We start from the raw sequence: 15,771 nt of genomic DNA, 5'->3' as shown, positions 1-15,771 counted from the left end.
AGCCCATGCCGGGCTCAAGACATTCCAGGTTCGCCAGCGCCCATGACGTGGAGCTTTGCGGCTTCGCGGCGACGGGAGAGCGGCGCGCCTTCGGGGAGCTGGTGCGGCGCCACGGATCGGCGGTGCGCGGCGTGCTGCGCCGGATGGGCGCGCAAACGGCCGAGGCCGACGACGTGGCCCAGGACGCCTTCCTGACCGCCTTCGAGCGGATCGCGGAATTCCGCGGCGAGGGGACCTTCGCGGCCTGGGTGAAGAAGATCGCGGCCAGGATCTACCTGCGCCGCCTGCAGCGTGACCGGCGGCTCACCCTGATGACCGCCGAGGCGATCGAGGACGAGGCCGATCCTCCGCGCGGCGACGCCGACGCGAACATCGACCTCGAAGAGGCCCTGAAGGCGCTGGGCGAGGCCGAACGCCTCTGCGTCAGCATGTGCTTCGGGGCCGGACTTTCTCATACGGAGGCGGCGGAGGCCTTGAACCTGCCACTCGGAACGGTCAAATCCCATGTCAAACGTGGTCTGGAAAAACTCAGAACGCGACTGGCGCCGGAAGACGGCGTCGTTCTTGAAGGGAGGCGTGGCAATGGCTGAACTCGAATTCGAGCGGCGCCTCGAGCGCCTCTTCGCCGAAGCCCCGGAACTGGCCGACGCGGGCGCCTTCGCCGAGCGCGTGGAGCGCCGCCTCGACGCCGGCTGGACCGCGCGGCGCTGGCTGATCGGCGCGGCGGGCGTGGTGGGCGGGGTGATCGGCGCCAGCCAACTGATGGTCTCCGGCCTCTTCCAGCGGGTGGAGACCGCCGGCGATTCCGCGCGCCTGCTGTCCACCAGCCTCAATCACCTCTCGACCAGCACCGACTGGATCACCGCCATCTCCAGCGGCGGGGCGGTGGTGTGGGTGGCCGCGGGCCTGGCGGTGATCATGATGGGCTTCGTCCTGACCCGGGTGATCGGCGAGATCTGAAGCCCAGCTCGACAGTTTGGAGCCGTCCGCCGAGCGCGCGGGCGGATCGGTTGCGGCGCGGGGCCGCGCGCTATAGGTTCCCGGCCTCTGAAACGCCGCGCTGAAATTCTGTCCGGAGTCCCCATTGACCGATCTGTTTGAAGAGGTCGAGGAGCAGCTACGCTCCGACCGCTACCGGACGCTTGCGCGCAAGGCCGCCCCGTGGGTGATCGCCGTCGCCGCGGCCGCCCTCGTGGCCTGGCTGGCCGTGTGGGGTTGGAACCAATACAACCAGCAGGTCACCGACAAGGCTTCGGAGCAGTACGCCGCCGCGCTCGGCGCCGCCGCGCAGGGCGACGGGGCCAAGGCCCAGAAGATCTGGGGCGACCTCGCCAAGTCTCCGGCCAAGGCCTATCGGACGCTGGCGCTGATGCAGCTTGGCGGCGTCAAGCTCGCCGGCGGCAAGCCGGAGGACGTCAAGGCCGCGGTGGCGCTGTTCGATCAGGCCGCCAGCGGCGCGCCGGACGACATACTGGGCGACGCCGCGCGCCTCAAATCCGCCTTCGCCATACTCGACACCGCTCCTTTCTCGGAAGTGGAGGGGCGTTTGGCGGGGCTGATGAAGGACGGGCATCCCTATCGGGTGCAGGCGCGCGAGGCCCTGGCCTTCGCCAAGCTGCTGAAGGGCGACACCGCCGGCGCGAAGGGCGACTTCGTCGTCATCTCGCAGTCCCTCGACGCCCCCGAAGGCGCGCGCCAACGGGCCAAGGCCGCCATGGACCTGATCGACACCGGCTCGGCCAAGGTCGTGCCGGCCGCGGTGAAGGCCGCGCTGGCCATGCCGCCGCCGATGCTTGTCGGCCCGGGCGGCGTGCCGATGGGCCTGGCGCCGCCGGAACAAGACCAGGCGACCGCCCCGCAATGACCTTCCGCCATAAGACTTTGCCCGCCGTCCTGCTGGTGGCCGCGCTGGGCGTGGCCGGCTGTTCGACGGTCAGCCGCCTGAACCCCTTCCACGGCTCGACGCCGAAGGAAACGGCCACCGAGGGCGATCGCATCTCGATCGTCGCGGCCGACCAGAAGCTGGAGCCGGCCGAGGCCCTGAAGGGCGTCGACTTCGCCCTGCCGCCGGTCGAGGCCGTGGCCGCCTGGCCGCTGCCGGGCGGCACGCCCGAGCAGTCGATGGGCAACGCCAACGCCGCTCCGAACCTGGCCATCGCCTGGCGCAAGGGCATTGGCCGGGGCTCCAAAGACGGGGAGCTGATCATCGCCCCGCCGGTGGAAGCCGCCGGCAAGGTGTTCACCATGGACGCCGAGGCCGGCGTCAGCGCCCACGACGCCCTGACCGGCGCCGAGGTCTGGCGCATCAACATGCGGCCCAACGACAACAAGCGTGACCGCGAAGGGTTCGGCGGCGGCGTCGCCTTCGCCGACGGCAAGCTCTATGTGACCTCCGGCTTCCGCCTGGTGGCGCAGCTCGACGCCGCCACGGGCCGGGTCGGCTGGCGCACCCGCACCGAGCAGCCGATCCACGGCGCGCCGACCGTGTTCGGCGGCCGGGTGATGACCGTGGCGCTGGACAACACCCTCCTGACCTTCGACGCGGCCACCGGCGCGCCGGGCTGGACCTACCAGGCCCTCTCGGAATCGGCCCGCATCCTCGCCGCCTCGAGCCCGGCGGTGGCCGGCGACACGGTGGTGGCGTCGTTCGGTTCGGGCGAGCTGATCGCCCTTCGCACGGCCAACGGCAACGACCTGTGGAACAACGCGCTTTCGCGGGCGAGCCGCACCAGCGCGCTGTCGGAGATCCGGGACATTCCGGGCCGCCCGGTGATCTACGGCGGCGACGTCTTCGCGGTGAGCCATTCCGGCGTGTTCGCGGCCACCGACCTGCGCACCGGCCAGGCGCGCTGGAGCCTGCCGGTGGTGGGAATCACCTCACCGCTGCCGGCGGGCGACGTGGTCTATGTGGTGGGCGTGGACGGCAAGCTGATCTGCGCGGCCCGCGAGAGCGGCCAGATCTACTGGGTCCACGACATGAACGCCGGCTATGTGGTCAAGAAGACGGGCGGCCTCTGGGGCATCGGGGCGCACGTCATCCCCAAGGCGCTCTGGACCAACCCGATCCTGGTCAACAACCGGCTGATCATGGGCTCTTCCGACGGGGTGGTCGCGGCGGTGAACGCCAAGACCGGCGAGGTCGAGCGCAAGGTCGCCGTCGGGTCGCCGGTGCTGATCGGGCCGATCACGGCGGGCAATCTGGTCTATGTGGTCACCGACAACGGCCAGCTCGTCGCGCTGCGCTGACCAATAGGTCTATGCTGACGCCATGGCGCTGAAACTCGCGATCGTCGGGCGTCCCAACGTCGGCAAATCCACGCTGTTCAACCGGCTGGCGGGGCGCAAGCTCGCCATCGTCGACGACCAGCCGGGGGTGACCCGCGACCGCCGCTTCGGCACAGGTCGGATCGGCGACCTGGACCTCGAGCTGATCGACACCGCCGGGTTCGAGGACCTGACCGACGACAGCCTGGAAGCGCGGATGCGCATCCAGACCGAGCTCGCCATCGACGAGGCCGACGTGGCGCTGTTCGTCATCGACAGCCGCGACGGCGTCACCCCCATCGACGAGGTGTTCGCCGAGATTCTGCGCCGCCGCGACATGCCCGTCGTGCTGGCCGCCAACAAGGCCGAGGGCAAGGCCGGCGACCAGGGCATCCTGGAGGCCTTCGGCCTGGGGCTCGGCGAGCCGGTGCCGATCTCCGCCGAGCACGGCGAGGGCATGGCCGACCTCTATGCGGCCCTGATCGCCGTGGCCCCGGACCAGAGCGATCACGAGGACGAGGACGGCGACAAGGCGGTGAAGATCGCCATCGTCGGTCGCCCCAACGCCGGCAAGTCGACCCTGGTCAACAAGCTGATCGGCGAGGACCGGATGCTGGTGGGTCCCGAGGCCGGCATCACCCGCGACGCCATTCCTGTGGACTGGACCTGGGGCGACCGCTCGATCCGGCTGGTGGACACCGCGGGCCTGCGCCGCAAGGCCCGCGTGCAGGAGAAGCTGGAGAAGCTTTCCACCCACGATTCCATCCGCGCCATCACCTTCGCCGAGGTGGTCATCCTGGTGATGGACGCCACCCATCCCTTCGAGATTCAGGATCTGCAGATCGCCGACCTCGTCGAGCGCGAGGGCCGGGGCCTGGTCTTCGTGCTGGCCAAGTGGGACCTGGTCGAGGACCCCCAGGCCAAGCTCGCCGCCTTCATCGAGGAGGCGCAGCGGCAACTGCCCCAGGTGCGCGGCACGCCGGTCGTGGCGTTGTCGGCCGAGACCGGCCGCGGCCTCGAAAAGCTGATGCCGGCGGTCTTCAAGGTGCACAACGACTGGTCGACCAAGGTCAAGACCCGCGACCTCAACGACTGGCTGCGCATGGCCACGGAGCGCCACCCGCCCCCGGCGGTGAACGGCCGGCGGATCAAGCCCAAGTACATGGCCCAGACCAAGTCGCGGCCGCCGACCTTCGTGCTGTTCGCCAGCCGCGCCGACCAGCTGCCGGAAAGCTATCGCCGCTACCTGATCAATTCGATCCGCGAGAGCTTCGACCTGCCGGGCGTGCCGATCCGGGTGACCGTGAAGTCGAACAAGAACCCCTACGCCGAGGGCGAGGAGAAGTCCGGCCAGGGCTCGGCGCGGGCGCCGTTCGGCGAGTCGCTGCCGACCACGGGGCTGAAGGCCAAGACCCGGATCGCCGCCTCCGCCAGGTCCAAGGCCGGGGCGAGCGGCAAGCCGAAGCCCAAGTCGCACGCCAAGCCGAAGCCGAAGGCCGGCGCTCCGCGCGGCCGGGCCGCCAAGCTCGCCCGGCCCGGGACTAAGCCGAAACGAGCGTCCCGTCCGCCTTCCAGCGGGCGAAGACCACGTTAGCGTGCGGCAGGCCCAGGTCGGCCTGCGCCAGCTCCACGATCAACGGCCCGATCTCCTCCGGCGGCGTCACCGTCTCCGGGTCCTCGCCCGGCATGGCCTCGGCGCGCATCTTGGTGCGCATGGTGTTGGGGTCGAGCAGGACCGCGCGGACGGAGGTCTGCTCCAGCTCGTCGGCCCAGGTGCGCACCATGTGCTCGAGGCCGGCCTTGGTGATCCCGTAGGGGCCCCAGAAGGCCTTGGGACGGGCCGCGCGGCCGGTGGTCAGGAAGATCGCCCGCCCGGCCTCGGAAGCGCGCAGCAGCGGATCCATGCTGCGGATCAGCCGGTAGGAGGCGGTCAGGTTTACGGCCACCACCTTGTCCCAGTGGTTCGGCTCAAGGTGCGCGACAGGCGTCATGGGCCCGAGGATGGCGGCGGCGTGGACCAGGACGTCCAGCCGCCCGAACCGCTGATGCAGGGCCAGGCCCAGTTGGTCGAGGCCGTTGCCCTCGGCGATGTCCAGCGGGACCAGGGTGGCCGGCTGGCCGGTGGCTTGCCGGATCTCGTCGTCGAGTTCGGTCAGGCCGCCTTCGGTGCGGGCGACAGCCACCACATGGGCGCCGGCCTTGGCGAGGGCGAGGGCCGAGGCGCGGCCGATGCCGCGGCTGGCGCCGGTGACGAGGGCGATCTTGTCGGCGAGGGGAAGGTTCGTATCGGACATGGGCGGTGTCCTAGACTGTCGCGGTGGCCGTGTCAGGCCCGAGACAGCTCCTTCGGGCCCTTGCGTTGATGACGGCGCAGGTGTGAGCCTGGGGCGTGACGAGTCGTGTCCGAATAGCTCTGCTGGCCCTGCTCATGTCCGTCACCGGCCTTGCCGCGGCGCGGGCCGATCAGTCGTTGCCCAAGGCCGATCTGGTCTGCAGCGCGAGGTCTAACACCGCGCTCGTCCGCTTCGGCATGGCGGACGAGGGCGACACGCTGCCGATCCGCAGGCTGCCCGCCGCCATTGATGATGGGCTGTCCGCGCGAAGGGCCGGGGAACGCACGGATTGCCGGCTTCCCAACGGCCACGCGGTGCGGATCCGGATGGGCGTAGGGCAATCGTTCGCCTATGGCATGGGCGGGGCAGATTCGCCGGCTTTCTTCAGCCTCTGGATCGACGGGCGCGTCGTGCTTTCGCGGAAGCAGTGGAAGCCAGGCTACGAGAAAGACTTCGATCCCTGGACCGCCGCTGTCGTGATCCGCGACAGCAGCCTGACGTTCTGCACCGCCACCGACGACGAGGGGCCGCTTCGCTGCCGCGCGACGAAGTTCGATCTCGCCGCCAAGCGTCGCGATCTCGTGGAATATCCGGCCGATGGCCGCAAGCCGCTGCCGGCAGGGACCTGGCTCCTCGCGGCCAGTGCGCCGGACCCGAAGCTCTGCCGCCATTTCCTGGACGGCGCGCGGCCGAAGCTCGACAAGATCATGGCCGGCTGGGACGACGAGGCCATTTTCGACGCCAAGCTCGACTTCAAGGCCATCCCGGCCGGACCAAACCCCTTCGCGCCCCGGGTGGCCTTGGCGTCGATCGAGCGGGGCGGGCGGACCTATCGGTTGGCGATGTTCAGCGCCGAGACCCACTACTTCGACGGGGATATCGCAGTGATCGCACCCGCAGCAGCGACCGACCCCGAACTCACGGCGCTGAGCGCGCACGACGAAGACAAGGCCTTGGCGCCCTGGCCCGCCGGCTGGATCGTCATCTCAGGCGGGCAACCGGGCCTCTATCCCAAGGTCTCCTCGCGCTACGTCCACCTGACCCCGTTGCGCATTGATGGCCGCCTCTATTTCCTGGCACACCCGACCAATAAGTTGGAGACGCCACCCGCGCAGCTGGTCGGGGTGGGGGCGGACCTCAAGCCGCGGGTGGTCTGCGTATTCAACCAGGTCGAGGCCAACTTCGGCTAGGCTAGATTGACGGGCTCCAAGTCTGCCCGCTTTGCGTACTGCTGGGCGATCACCGCGCAGGCCATGAGCTGGATCTGGTGGAACAACATCAGCGGCAGCAGCGCCAGGCCCGCCGTGGCGGCCGGGAACAGCACGCCGGCCATGGGCACCCCGCTCGCCAGGCTCTTCTTCGAGCCGCAGAAGACGATGGCGATCTCGTCGGGCTTGGAGAAGCCGAGAGCGCGGGCCGTGAAATAGGTGGCGGCCAGGACGGCGGCGAGCAAGGCCGCGCAGACGACCAGCAGCCGCACCAGGTCGAGCGCGCTGATCTGCGACCAGACGCCTTCGACCACGGCGCCGGAGAAGGCCGTGTAGACCACCAGCAGGATCGAGCCGCGGTCGACGACCTGCACCAGCCGGGCGTGGCGGGTGGCCCAGCCGCCGACCCAGCGCCTCAGCACCTGGCCGGCCACGAAAGGGGCGAGGAGTTGCAGGACGATGGCCCAGGCCGAACTCGGCGAGATGGCGCTCTTGGCGTGCAGCAGCAGGCCGACCAGGATCGGGGTGAGCAGGATGCCCAGCAGGTTCGACGCCGAGGCCGCCGCGATGGCCGCCGGAACATTGCCCCTGGCGATCACCGTGAAGCCGATCGAGGACTGGATCGTCGAGGGCAGGCAGCCCAGGAAGACCACGCCGCCGGCCAGCGCCGAGGGCATGATCCAGGCGGGCAGGGCGGCGAGGCCCAGGCAGAGCAGGGGGAAAAGCGCGAAGGTCGCGCCCATGACCACCAGGTGCAGCCGCCAGTGCGTCAGGCCGCCGATCACCGCCTCGCGGCTGAGGCGCGCCCCGTGGAGGAAGAAGACGAGGCCGATGGCGACCTTGGTGGCCCAGCCGAAGGCCACGGAGGCCTCGCCCCGCGCCGGCAGGAACGAGGCGGCGACCACCATGGAGATGATCAGCAGGAGGTACTTGTCGACCTTCAGGCGGCCGAGAATGGCGGGCATGCCTTGGACTACCTCCCCCGCGAAGCGGCGGGAGGGGGACCATCGGCCAGAGAGCCGATGATGGAGGGGGCGAGCGTCAGGCGCAGTGCTTCGCCCGGCAATCGAACCGCCGAGCTTGCAGCTTGCCCCCTCCGCCACCCGCTCTGCGGCGGGCGGTCCCCCTCCCGCCATTGCTGCCGCAACGGGGGAGGTCGAATCACGCGTCGACCAGGAAGGAGAGCTGCCGTTCCGAGAGTTCGTTGCGGCCCTCGGCGATCTCGCGGTCCAGCAGGCGCGTGGGATAGTCGCCGGTGAAGTAGTGGTCGGTGAACTGCGGGCAGGCCGGGTCGCGCGGCGCGGCGTCCATCGACCAGTAGAGCCCGTCCACCGATAGATAGCCCATGGAGTCGACGCCCAGGATCTTGGCGATCTCCTCGACCGAGTGATTGGCGGCCAGCAGCTTCTCGCGGTCCGGCATGTCGATGCCGTAGTAGTCCGGCCACATGATCGGCGGCGAGGCCGAGCGCAGGTGCACCTCCGCGGCGCCGGCCTCGCGCACCATCTGCACCACGCGCACCGAGTTGGTCCCGCGCACGATCGAATCGTCCACCAGGATCACCCGTTTGCCGGCCAGGACCGAGCGGTTGGGCGACAGCTTCATGCGCACGCTCGACTCCCGCGTCGCCTGAGTCGGCTGGATGAAGGAGCGGCCCACATAGTGGTTGCGGATGATGCCCATCTCGAAGGGCAGGCCCGCCTCCTGGGCGAAGCCGAGGGCCGCGGGGACGCCGGAATCCGGCACCGGCACCACCACGTCGGCGGGGACCAGGCTCTCCTGGGCCAGCCTGCGGCCCATGCGCTTGCGGACGTCGTAGACGGAGCGGCCGTTCACCACGGAGTCGGGCCGGGCGAAGTAGACGTACTCGAAGATGCAGGGCCGCGCCTGTTTGGCCGGGAAGGGCTTGAGGCTGGTGACGCCGTCGGCGTCGATCACCACCATCTCGCCGTGCTCGACGTCGCGGACGAACTTGGCGCCGATGATGTCCAGCGCGCAGGTCTCCGAGGCTAGGATCGCCTTGCCGTCCAGCTCGCCGAGCACCAGGGGGCGGATGCCCAGCGGGTCGCGCACCCCGATCAGCTTCTTGTTGGTCAGCGCCACCAGGGCGTAGCCGCCCTCGATCTGCGACAGGGCGTCGATGAAGCGGTCGACGAAGCGCGATTTCCGCGAGCGGGCGATCAGGTGGAGGATCACCTCGCTGTCCGAGGTCGACTGGAAAATCACCCCGTTGGCGACGAGCTGCTCGCGGAGCGTCAGGAAGTTGGTCAGGTTGCCGTTGTGGGCGAGTGCGACGCCGCCGGCTTCCATGTCGGCGAACATCGGCTGGACGTTGCGGATCACCGAGCCGCCGGCCGTCGAATAGCGGGTGTGGCCGATGGCGAAGCGGCCGGGCAGGCGCTCGGTCAGGTCCGCGCCGCCGAAGGCCTCGCCCACGTGGCCCATGTGCCGCTCGGTGTGGAACCGCTGGCCGTCGAAGCAGGCGATGCCGCAGGCCTCCTGGCCGCGGTGCTGCAGGGCGTGCAGGCCGATTGCGGTCAGCCCGGCGGCCTCATGGGTGTCGAAGACCCCGAACACGCCGCACTCGAGACGCGGCGTGTCGTCGAGCGGGTCCCTGTAGGGTGGCGACCAGCGCTCGTCCGATTTCATCGGGATTTCTCCACCAAGTCTTCGATCTCGCTGCGTTGCCGCGCGTCGTAGCCTTCTGACTTCAATCTGTCATCTATGGCGTCGTGCTTGGCGTCGTGCCAGGCCCGGTCGAACGCGGGTTTCAATCGCCCGGCGATGTCCATGCCTTTCGGCGCCGTCGCCGTGAGGAAGCGGCCCATGTTCTGGGCCAGCGGCCAGGTGGTCGAGCCGACGATCCAGTGCGGCTGCATGTCCTTGGGCGTGGCGGCGTTGAACATCAGGTTGAGCGCGCCCAGCACGATGAGGCCGCGGGCGAGGCCGAGCGCCAGGCCCAGGCTGCGGTCCAGGACGCCCATGAACTCGGCCTCCTGGAGCTGGCGCACGATCATCGCGCCCACCATGCGCAGCAGCAGGTAGACGATCACGAACACGCCCACGAGGGCGGCGGCCGTTCCCAGCCAGTCCGGATGGATGATCCTGCGGACCACGGGCGCGGAGGCGTGCAGGCCGAACACCGCGACGGCCGCGGCCGCGACCAGGGCGAACAGCGAGACGATCTCCAGCATGGCGCCGCGCGCGAAGCCGATGGCCGCGGAGATTCCCAGCAGCACCAGGACGATCATGTCGAACTGGGTGAGGTTCAGTCCCACGAGGCCTCCCCGATGCGGCGCACTGCGTCACTGAGACGCGCTGTCCCGGTCGCCGCCATCGCCGCGCCGCCGTCCATTTCGGCGGGCCCGAGCGCGCGGCGGAAGCCGAGCTTGGCGGCCTCCTTCAGGCGGCTTTCCATGCGGCTCACCGAGCGCACCTCGCCGGAGAGGCTGATCTCGCCGAACACCACGCAGTCCTGCGGCAGGGCCTGGTCGAGGGCCGAGGAGGCGAGCGCCGCCGCCGCCGCCAGGTCCGCCGCCGGCTCGGTGATGCGCAGGCCCCCGGCCACGTTCAGATAGACGTCCCGGTCGCCGAGGCTGAGGCCGCAGCGCGCCTCCAGCACCGCCAGCACCATGGCCAGCCGGCCGGAATCCCAGCCCACCACCGCGCGGCGCGGCGTGCCGTAGGCGCTGGGCGCCACGAGGGCCTGGAACTCCACCAGCACCGGGCGCGAGCCCTCGATCCCGGCGAACACCGCCGCGCCCGCCGCCCGCTCGCCGGAGGTGTTGAGGAACAGGGCCGAGGGGTTCTTCACCTCGGCGAGGCCCGCGTCGCCCATCTCGAAGACGCCGATCTCGTCGGTGGCGCCGAAGCGGTTCTTGGCGCCGCGCAGGATGCGGAACGGATAGCCCCGCTCGCCTTCGAAGGAGAGCACCGCGTCGACCATGTGCTCGATCACCCGGGGCCCCGCGATGGTCCCTTCCTTGGTGACGTGGCCCACCAGGATGATCGCCACGCCGCGGCTCTTGGCCAGGCGCACCAGCTCTCCGGCCGCGGCGCGGACCTGGGTCACCGAGCCGGGCCCCGCCTCGTGGGCGTCGCTCCACAGGGTCTGGATCGAGTCGATCACCACCAGGTCGAAGGCCTCGCGCTTCAGCCCGTCGGAGATGGCGCGCAGGGCGGTCTCGGCGGCCAGTTTCACCGGCGCGTCGGCCAGGCCCATGCGCTGGGCCCGCGCGCGGACCTGCTCGACGGCCTCCTCGCCGGAAATGTAGGCGCAGCGCGCCCCGCGCAGGGCGGCCTGGGCCGCCACCTGCAGCAGCAGGGTCGACTTGCCGACCCCCGGGTCGCCGCCCAGCAGGATCGCCGAGCCCGGCACCACGCCGCCGCCGCAGACCCGGTCGAACTCGTCGACCCCAGTGGCGATGCGCGGCGGAGCCGGGGTGCGGTCGGTCAGGCCCTCGAAGGCGAGGCCCCGGACCTTGCTGGCCTTGGAGGGCGCCATGGCCCCCGGCGGGCGGGCCTGCAGCTCCTCCACCAGGGTGTTCCACGCGCCGCACGCGGGGCACTGGCCCGCCCACTTGGTCTGGACGGCCCCGCAGGACTGACAGGCATAGACGGCGCCGTCACGGGCCATGGACTTGTCGCAAGCTCCTGATTCGATTTGGCGGCCAGTCTATCCGACCTGCCGCCGCCTTCCGCCTGCGCACATTCGGGGCGGTTGCCGCCGCGCGCCATTGGGCTAGGCTGCAGATGGGCAGGCTGGGAGAGGGTTGCAATGAGCGACGTCGAACCGAAAGCGCCGGCGGATGGGCTGATCGGGCGCATCCTGAACCTGTTGCTGCACCCCATCGAGACCTGGGACGTGATCGACGCGGAGGACGCGACGATCGAGGGCCTCTACCGCGGCTGGGTTCTGCCGCTGGCCGCGATCCCCGCCGTGGGCCGGGCCATCGGCCTGTTCTCGTTCCGCGGGGTGGAGCTGTTCGGCATCCGCCTGGGGCCGCCGGGGTTCGTCTCGATCCTGGGCGACGCGGTGGCGAGCTACGCCCTGACCCTGATCTCGGTCTACCTGCTGGCTTTGCTGATCGACCAGTTCGCGCCGCAGTTCGGCGGCGAGCGCAGCCGCACCCAGGCCTTCAAGGTGGCGGCCTATTCGGGGACCGCCTTCTGGATCGCCGGGGTCTTCATGCTGCTGCCCAATGTGGGCGGCCTCTTCGCCCTGCTGGGCGCGCTCTACAGCCTCTACCTGCTCTACCTGGGCCTGCCGAAGCTGATGCGCTCGGATCCGATCTTCAACCTCAACTACTTCGGCCTGACGGTGCTGATGGCGGTGATCATGGCGGTGGTGATCGGCTCGGTCACCAGCCGGGTGATCGGCTACGGCGGCCCGATCCACATCGACTAGGTCGACACGGCGTTCTTGGCGCCCTTGGTGGTCGAAAGACTTGGCGCGCCGCCGCGCGCCCTCAGCCGGTGATGGAGTCACCGACCCAGGAGCGATCGGGTCCAACGGCGGGGCGTCGAAGTGATCTGTGTCGTTCAGGCCGCAACGACCGTGCGGCGGCGGCGCAGGGCCGCGCCGGTCGCCCCGAAGCCCAGGATCATCAGCGCCCAGCCGGCGGGTTCTGGGACGCCGCCGCCGGTCACGTCGACGCTGACATTGTCGAGCAGAGGGCCGACGCCATCGGTGCTGAAGCTGCGGAAATGGGCCTTGATCGTCCCGACATCCGTGGCGGTGAAGCTGATGGTGTGGGTTGTCCACGGGTCGTTGAACGGGAGTGGGAAGCCGGTTCCGAACAGGTCGATGCCCGTTGAAACGACGGTAGGCCCGACGTCGATGCCGTCGAGCGTCACGTCGTTGATCGTCTCGCCGATGTTGGAGAATACGAAGCCGGCTTCGTATTCGTCGTCCGTGGCGCACGCCGGGCAATCGTGGTTATTGCCGGCGATGTCATAGGTGAGCGTGACCACGCTGCCGACGCCGTAGTTGAGGCCGTTGCTCATCTCGAACTCGGTCCCGCCGCCGCCGCCTCGCCCGTCGAGGCCTACGCAGCCGCCCGCGCCGCCGTCGCAGCGCGCGCCCTCGTTAAGGGTGACGGCGCCGCTGAGGACGGTGAAGTTGGCGAAGCCGGTGTAGGGGTCCGCGGCGACGCCGCCGTTCTCGCCGTTGAAATTGTCGCTGAACACCTGGGTGGCCTGGGCGGCGCCTGCACCGAGGGCCGTCACGGCGAGGGTGGCGGCGGCGAGCGCTGCGGCGCGCAGACGCGGGGTTTTGCGGATCATCTGGTGGTCCTCCGGTCAGGCCGCGCGAAGGGATCGGCGGATTACGGGCGGGACGCTAGGTGCGCCGCCCGCTCCGGCACAAGCGCTCGCACCGAAGACGAGAACTCCTCGCCTGAGCCTTGAAAAACTCGCGGCGGGTGCGAGGCGCCGGCGCCTGCCAGGGGACGTCCTCAAGCGAGCCGAATCTACCGGAACATGTTCCACCCTGCGGCCGCCAATCGGCGACCCTGCGGCCGTGCGCTCGGCCTCGGAATGGAAGTCGATCCGGCCTAAACCTCGCCCAGATACAGCCGTTCGGCGCGGCGGCTGAGGCGGACCAGGATCTCGTGCGCCACGGTGCCGCCGGCCGCGGCCAGGTCGTCGACCGGCGCATTGGGGCCGATCAGCTCGACGGGCTCGCCCATCTCGGCCGGCGCGTCGCCGAGCTCCATCACCAGGATGTCCATGTTGATGATCAGGATCCGGCGCGGCGCACCGGCGAACCAGGCGTTGGCGCCGCCCCGGGCCGCGCGGATGACGCCGTCGGTGTAGCCCGCCCCGACCACGGCGACCCGCGTGGGCGTTTCGATCCGCACGCTCTCGCCGTAGCCGACCACGTCGCCGGGCCGCAGGTTTCGCACGTCGAGGATCGGGGCGGTGAGGGTCGCGACCGCCTTCAGGCGAGGATCGGGCCGTTCGCGCGGGCCGCCGCCGAACAGGCTGACGCCCGGCCGCACGAGGTCGAAGCGATAGTCCGCGCCCAGGAACACGCCCGCCGACGCCGACAGGCTGGCGCAGGCCTGCGGGAACAGGGCCCTCGCTTCAAGAAACCTTGCCAACTGTGCGGCATTGCGAGGGTTTCCGGGCTCGCCCGCCGAACCCAGGTGGCTCATCACCAGGCCCACGTCCAGGCCGCGCAGGCGGTCGAGGGATTGCACGACCGCGCGGGTCTCCTCCGCCGTCAGGCCCTGGCGGCTCATGCCGGTGTCGATGTTGAGCGCGACGGGCAGGGGCCGGCCGTCGCGGGCGCCCCGGGCGGCGGCCAGGGCCATCTGCGACAGGCTGGAGATCACCGGCGTGAGGGCGGCGGCGGCGAGGCGGTCTTCCGCGCCCTCGGTCAGGCCGTCGAGGACATAGATCGCCGCCGGCCGGCCGGGCGTCAGGGCGGCGCGAAGCGCCTCGCCCTCGGTCAGCCGGGCGACGAAGAAGCTGCGCGCGCCCTCGGCCCAGAGGCGCCGCCCCACGGGTCCGGCGCCCAGGCCGTAGGCGTCGGACTTCAGGACCGGGGCCACCTCGGCGCCCGCCGCCTCGCTGCGCAGCAGGGCGTGGTTGTGGGCCAGGGCGTCGAGGTCGATCGTCAGCCGCGCCCCGGAAGGCGCTATTAGCGGGCCGGACATCGCCAAGTCAGTGGGAGTCGTAGCGGCTGTGGTCGCGCGCCAGGTTGCCGAACTTGGTCAGGTCTTCGTTGTAGGAGAGCTTCACGTTGCCGATCGGGCCGTGACGCTGCTTGCCGATGATGATCTCCGCCAGGCCGCGGACCTGGTCCATGTTCTCCTGCCACTTGAAGTGCTCTTCGGTGCCTTCCCGCGGTTCCAGGCGGCTGAGGTAGTAGGCCTCGCGGTAGATGAACATCACCATGTCGGCGTCCTGCTCGATGGAGCCGGATTCCCGCAGGTCGGAGAGCTGGGGCTTCTTGTCCTCGCGGTTCTCCACCTGGCGGGAGAGCTGCGCGAGCGCGATGACCGGGATGGAGAGCTCCTTGGCCAGGGACTTCAGGCTCTGGGTGATCATCGAGACTTCCTGCACCCGGTTGTCGTTGCGCCCCATGCCGTCGCCGCCGGTGATGAGCTGCAGGTAGTCGACGATCAGGAGGTCGAGGCCCACCATCCGCTTCAGCCGCCGCGCGCGGGCGGCGAGCTTGGCCATGGAGATGCCGCCGGTGGCGTCGATGTAGAGGGGCGCCTCCTGGATCTCCAGCGCCGCGTCGCGCACCCGCCCGAACTCGCTGGCGTCGATCTCGCCCTTGCGCAGCCGGTCGCCGGAGACGCCGGAGGCTTCGGCCAACAGGCGCATGGCCAACTGCTCGGCGGCCATTTCCAGGGAGAAGAAGGCCACGACCCCGCCGCGCACGGTCTTCTTCGACCCGTCCGGCTGCGGCTCCCAGGCGTAGTTGCGGGCCACGTCGAAGGCGATGTTGCAGGCGAGCGACGACTTCCCCATCGAGGGGCGCGCCGCCAGGATCACCAGGTCGGAGGGGTGCAGGCCGCCGATCTTGGAATCCAGGTCGATAAGGCCGGTCGACAGGCCCGCCAGGCCCCCGTCGCGGCTGTGCGCCTCGGCGGCCATGGTCACCGCGCCGTGCAGGGCGTCGGCGAAGGTGACGAAGCCGGAGGAGACGCCGCCGGTCTCGGCGAGGCTGTAGAGCTGCTGCTCGGCGGCCTCGATCTGGTCGCGGGCCGAAAGCTCGGCGTCGCCCTGGCCGGCGAGGGTCGCAATGTCGCCGCCGATGCGGATCAGGTCGCGGCGCAGGGCCAGGTCGTAGATCGCGCGCGCATAGTCCGGCGCATTGGCCGCCGGCGGGGCGCGGTCGACCAGGTCGGCCAGGTAGCGCACGCCGCCCAACTCCTCGAAGCCCACGTCGCGGGCGAACTGCTCGGCCAGCAGGATCGGCTCGGCGAGCTGGCCCTTGCGGATATTGCTCT

General features: G+C 70.3%; 15 protein-coding genes. 7 read left to right on the top strand and 8 right to left on the bottom strand.

Features of this window, described 5'->3' with window-relative positions; translation table 11 throughout:
• Positions 1-5 precede the first annotated feature (5 nt).
• The 5 genes from VNW53_RS10135 (at position 6) to der (ending at position 4,858) form a co-directional block, all read left to right on the top strand.
• Entirely contained in the window at positions 6-590 is a 585-nt protein-coding gene (locus VNW53_RS10135; RefSeq protein WP_325555464.1) for an RNA polymerase sigma factor, read from the top strand.
• On the top strand, positions 583-960 hold the full coding sequence (locus VNW53_RS10130; protein WP_325555463.1) for a hypothetical protein: 378 nt from the start codon (positions 583-585) through the stop codon (positions 958-960). The genes VNW53_RS10135 and VNW53_RS10130 overlap by 8 nt, the downstream gene beginning before the upstream one ends.
• A gap of 124 nt (positions 961-1,084) precedes the next feature.
• Positions 1,085-1,864 carry a tetratricopeptide repeat protein gene (locus VNW53_RS10125; protein WP_325555462.1) on the top strand — a complete coding sequence of 260 codons (780 nt, stop codon included), beginning with the start codon at positions 1,085-1,087 and terminating at the stop codon, positions 1,862-1,864.
• A complete protein-coding gene (locus VNW53_RS10120) occupies positions 1,861-3,246 on the top strand; it encodes a PQQ-like beta-propeller repeat protein (protein WP_325555460.1) in 1,386 nt (461 codons plus the stop codon). Before VNW53_RS10125 ends, VNW53_RS10120 begins: the two co-directional genes overlap by 4 nt.
• A 22-nt stretch (positions 3,247-3,268) precedes the next feature.
• Complete coding sequence (der, locus tag VNW53_RS10115) at positions 3,269-4,858, top strand: ribosome biogenesis GTPase Der (RefSeq protein WP_325555459.1); 1,590 nt, start codon at positions 3,269-3,271, stop codon at positions 4,856-4,858.
• Here the strand turns inward: der and VNW53_RS10110 are convergent.
• Positions 4,806-5,558 carry an SDR family NAD(P)-dependent oxidoreductase gene (locus tag VNW53_RS10110; RefSeq protein WP_325555458.1) on the bottom strand — a complete coding sequence of 251 codons (753 nt, stop codon included), beginning with the start codon at positions 5,556-5,558 and terminating at the stop codon, positions 4,806-4,808. The genes der and VNW53_RS10110 overlap by 53 nt on opposite strands.
• 134 nt (positions 5,559-5,692) lie before the next feature.
• Between VNW53_RS10110 and VNW53_RS10105 the strand changes: the two genes are divergently transcribed.
• Entirely contained in the window at positions 5,693-6,787 is a 1,095-nt protein-coding gene (locus VNW53_RS10105; protein ID WP_325555457.1) for a hypothetical protein, read from the top strand.
• On the opposite strand, the gene VNW53_RS10100 is transcribed toward VNW53_RS10105, so the two are convergent.
• The 4 genes from VNW53_RS10100 to radA all read right to left on the bottom strand — a co-directional run bounded on the left by VNW53_RS10100 (position 6,784) and on the right by radA (position 11,441).
• Positions 6,784-7,770, bottom strand: coding sequence for a bile acid:sodium symporter family protein (locus VNW53_RS10100; RefSeq protein ID WP_325555456.1), 987 nt, complete (start codon positions 7,768-7,770; stop codon positions 6,784-6,786). The genes VNW53_RS10105 and VNW53_RS10100 overlap by 4 nt on opposite strands.
• Positions 7,771-7,966: 196 nt before the next feature.
• Entirely contained in the window at positions 7,967-9,454 is a 1,488-nt protein-coding gene (gene purF, locus VNW53_RS10095; RefSeq protein WP_325555454.1) for an amidophosphoribosyltransferase, read from the bottom strand.
• Positions 9,451-10,083, bottom strand: a complete 633-nt coding sequence (locus tag VNW53_RS10090; RefSeq protein ID WP_325555452.1) for a CvpA family protein — start codon at positions 10,081-10,083, stop codon at positions 9,451-9,453. Before VNW53_RS10090 ends, purF begins: the two co-directional genes overlap by 4 nt.
• Positions 10,074-11,441, bottom strand: a complete 1,368-nt coding sequence (radA, locus tag VNW53_RS10085; RefSeq protein WP_325555451.1) for a DNA repair protein RadA — start codon at positions 11,439-11,441, stop codon at positions 10,074-10,076. The genes VNW53_RS10090 and radA overlap by 10 nt, the downstream gene beginning before the upstream one ends.
• A 141-nt stretch (positions 11,442-11,582) precedes the next feature.
• Here radA and VNW53_RS10080 point away from each other — a divergent pair, with 141 nt between their 5' ends.
• Positions 11,583-12,212 carry a Yip1 family protein gene (locus tag VNW53_RS10080; RefSeq protein ID WP_325555450.1) on the top strand — a complete coding sequence of 210 codons (630 nt, stop codon included), beginning with the start codon at positions 11,583-11,585 and terminating at the stop codon, positions 12,210-12,212.
• A gap of 134 nt (positions 12,213-12,346) precedes the next feature.
• On the opposite strand, the gene VNW53_RS10075 is transcribed toward VNW53_RS10080, so the two are convergent.
• From VNW53_RS10075 to VNW53_RS10065, 3 genes are all read right to left on the bottom strand, one after another.
• On the bottom strand, positions 12,347-13,090 hold the full coding sequence (locus tag VNW53_RS10075) for a PEPxxWA-CTERM sorting domain-containing protein (protein ID WP_325555448.1): 744 nt from the start codon (positions 13,088-13,090) through the stop codon (positions 12,347-12,349).
• A gap of 269 nt (positions 13,091-13,359) precedes the next feature.
• Positions 13,360-14,466, bottom strand: a complete 1,107-nt coding sequence (alr, locus tag VNW53_RS10070; RefSeq protein ID WP_325555447.1) for an alanine racemase — start codon at positions 14,464-14,466, stop codon at positions 13,360-13,362.
• A gap of 7 nt (positions 14,467-14,473) precedes the next feature.
• On the bottom strand, positions 14,474-15,771 hold a 1,298-nt coding region (locus VNW53_RS10065), incomplete at its 5' end, for a replicative DNA helicase (protein ID WP_325555446.1).

Source organism: Phenylobacterium sp., assembly GCF_035569475.1.
GTDB lineage: Bacteria > Pseudomonadota > Alphaproteobacteria > Caulobacterales > Caulobacteraceae > Phenylobacterium.
This window is presented reverse-complemented; position numbering and strand designations above follow the sequence as displayed.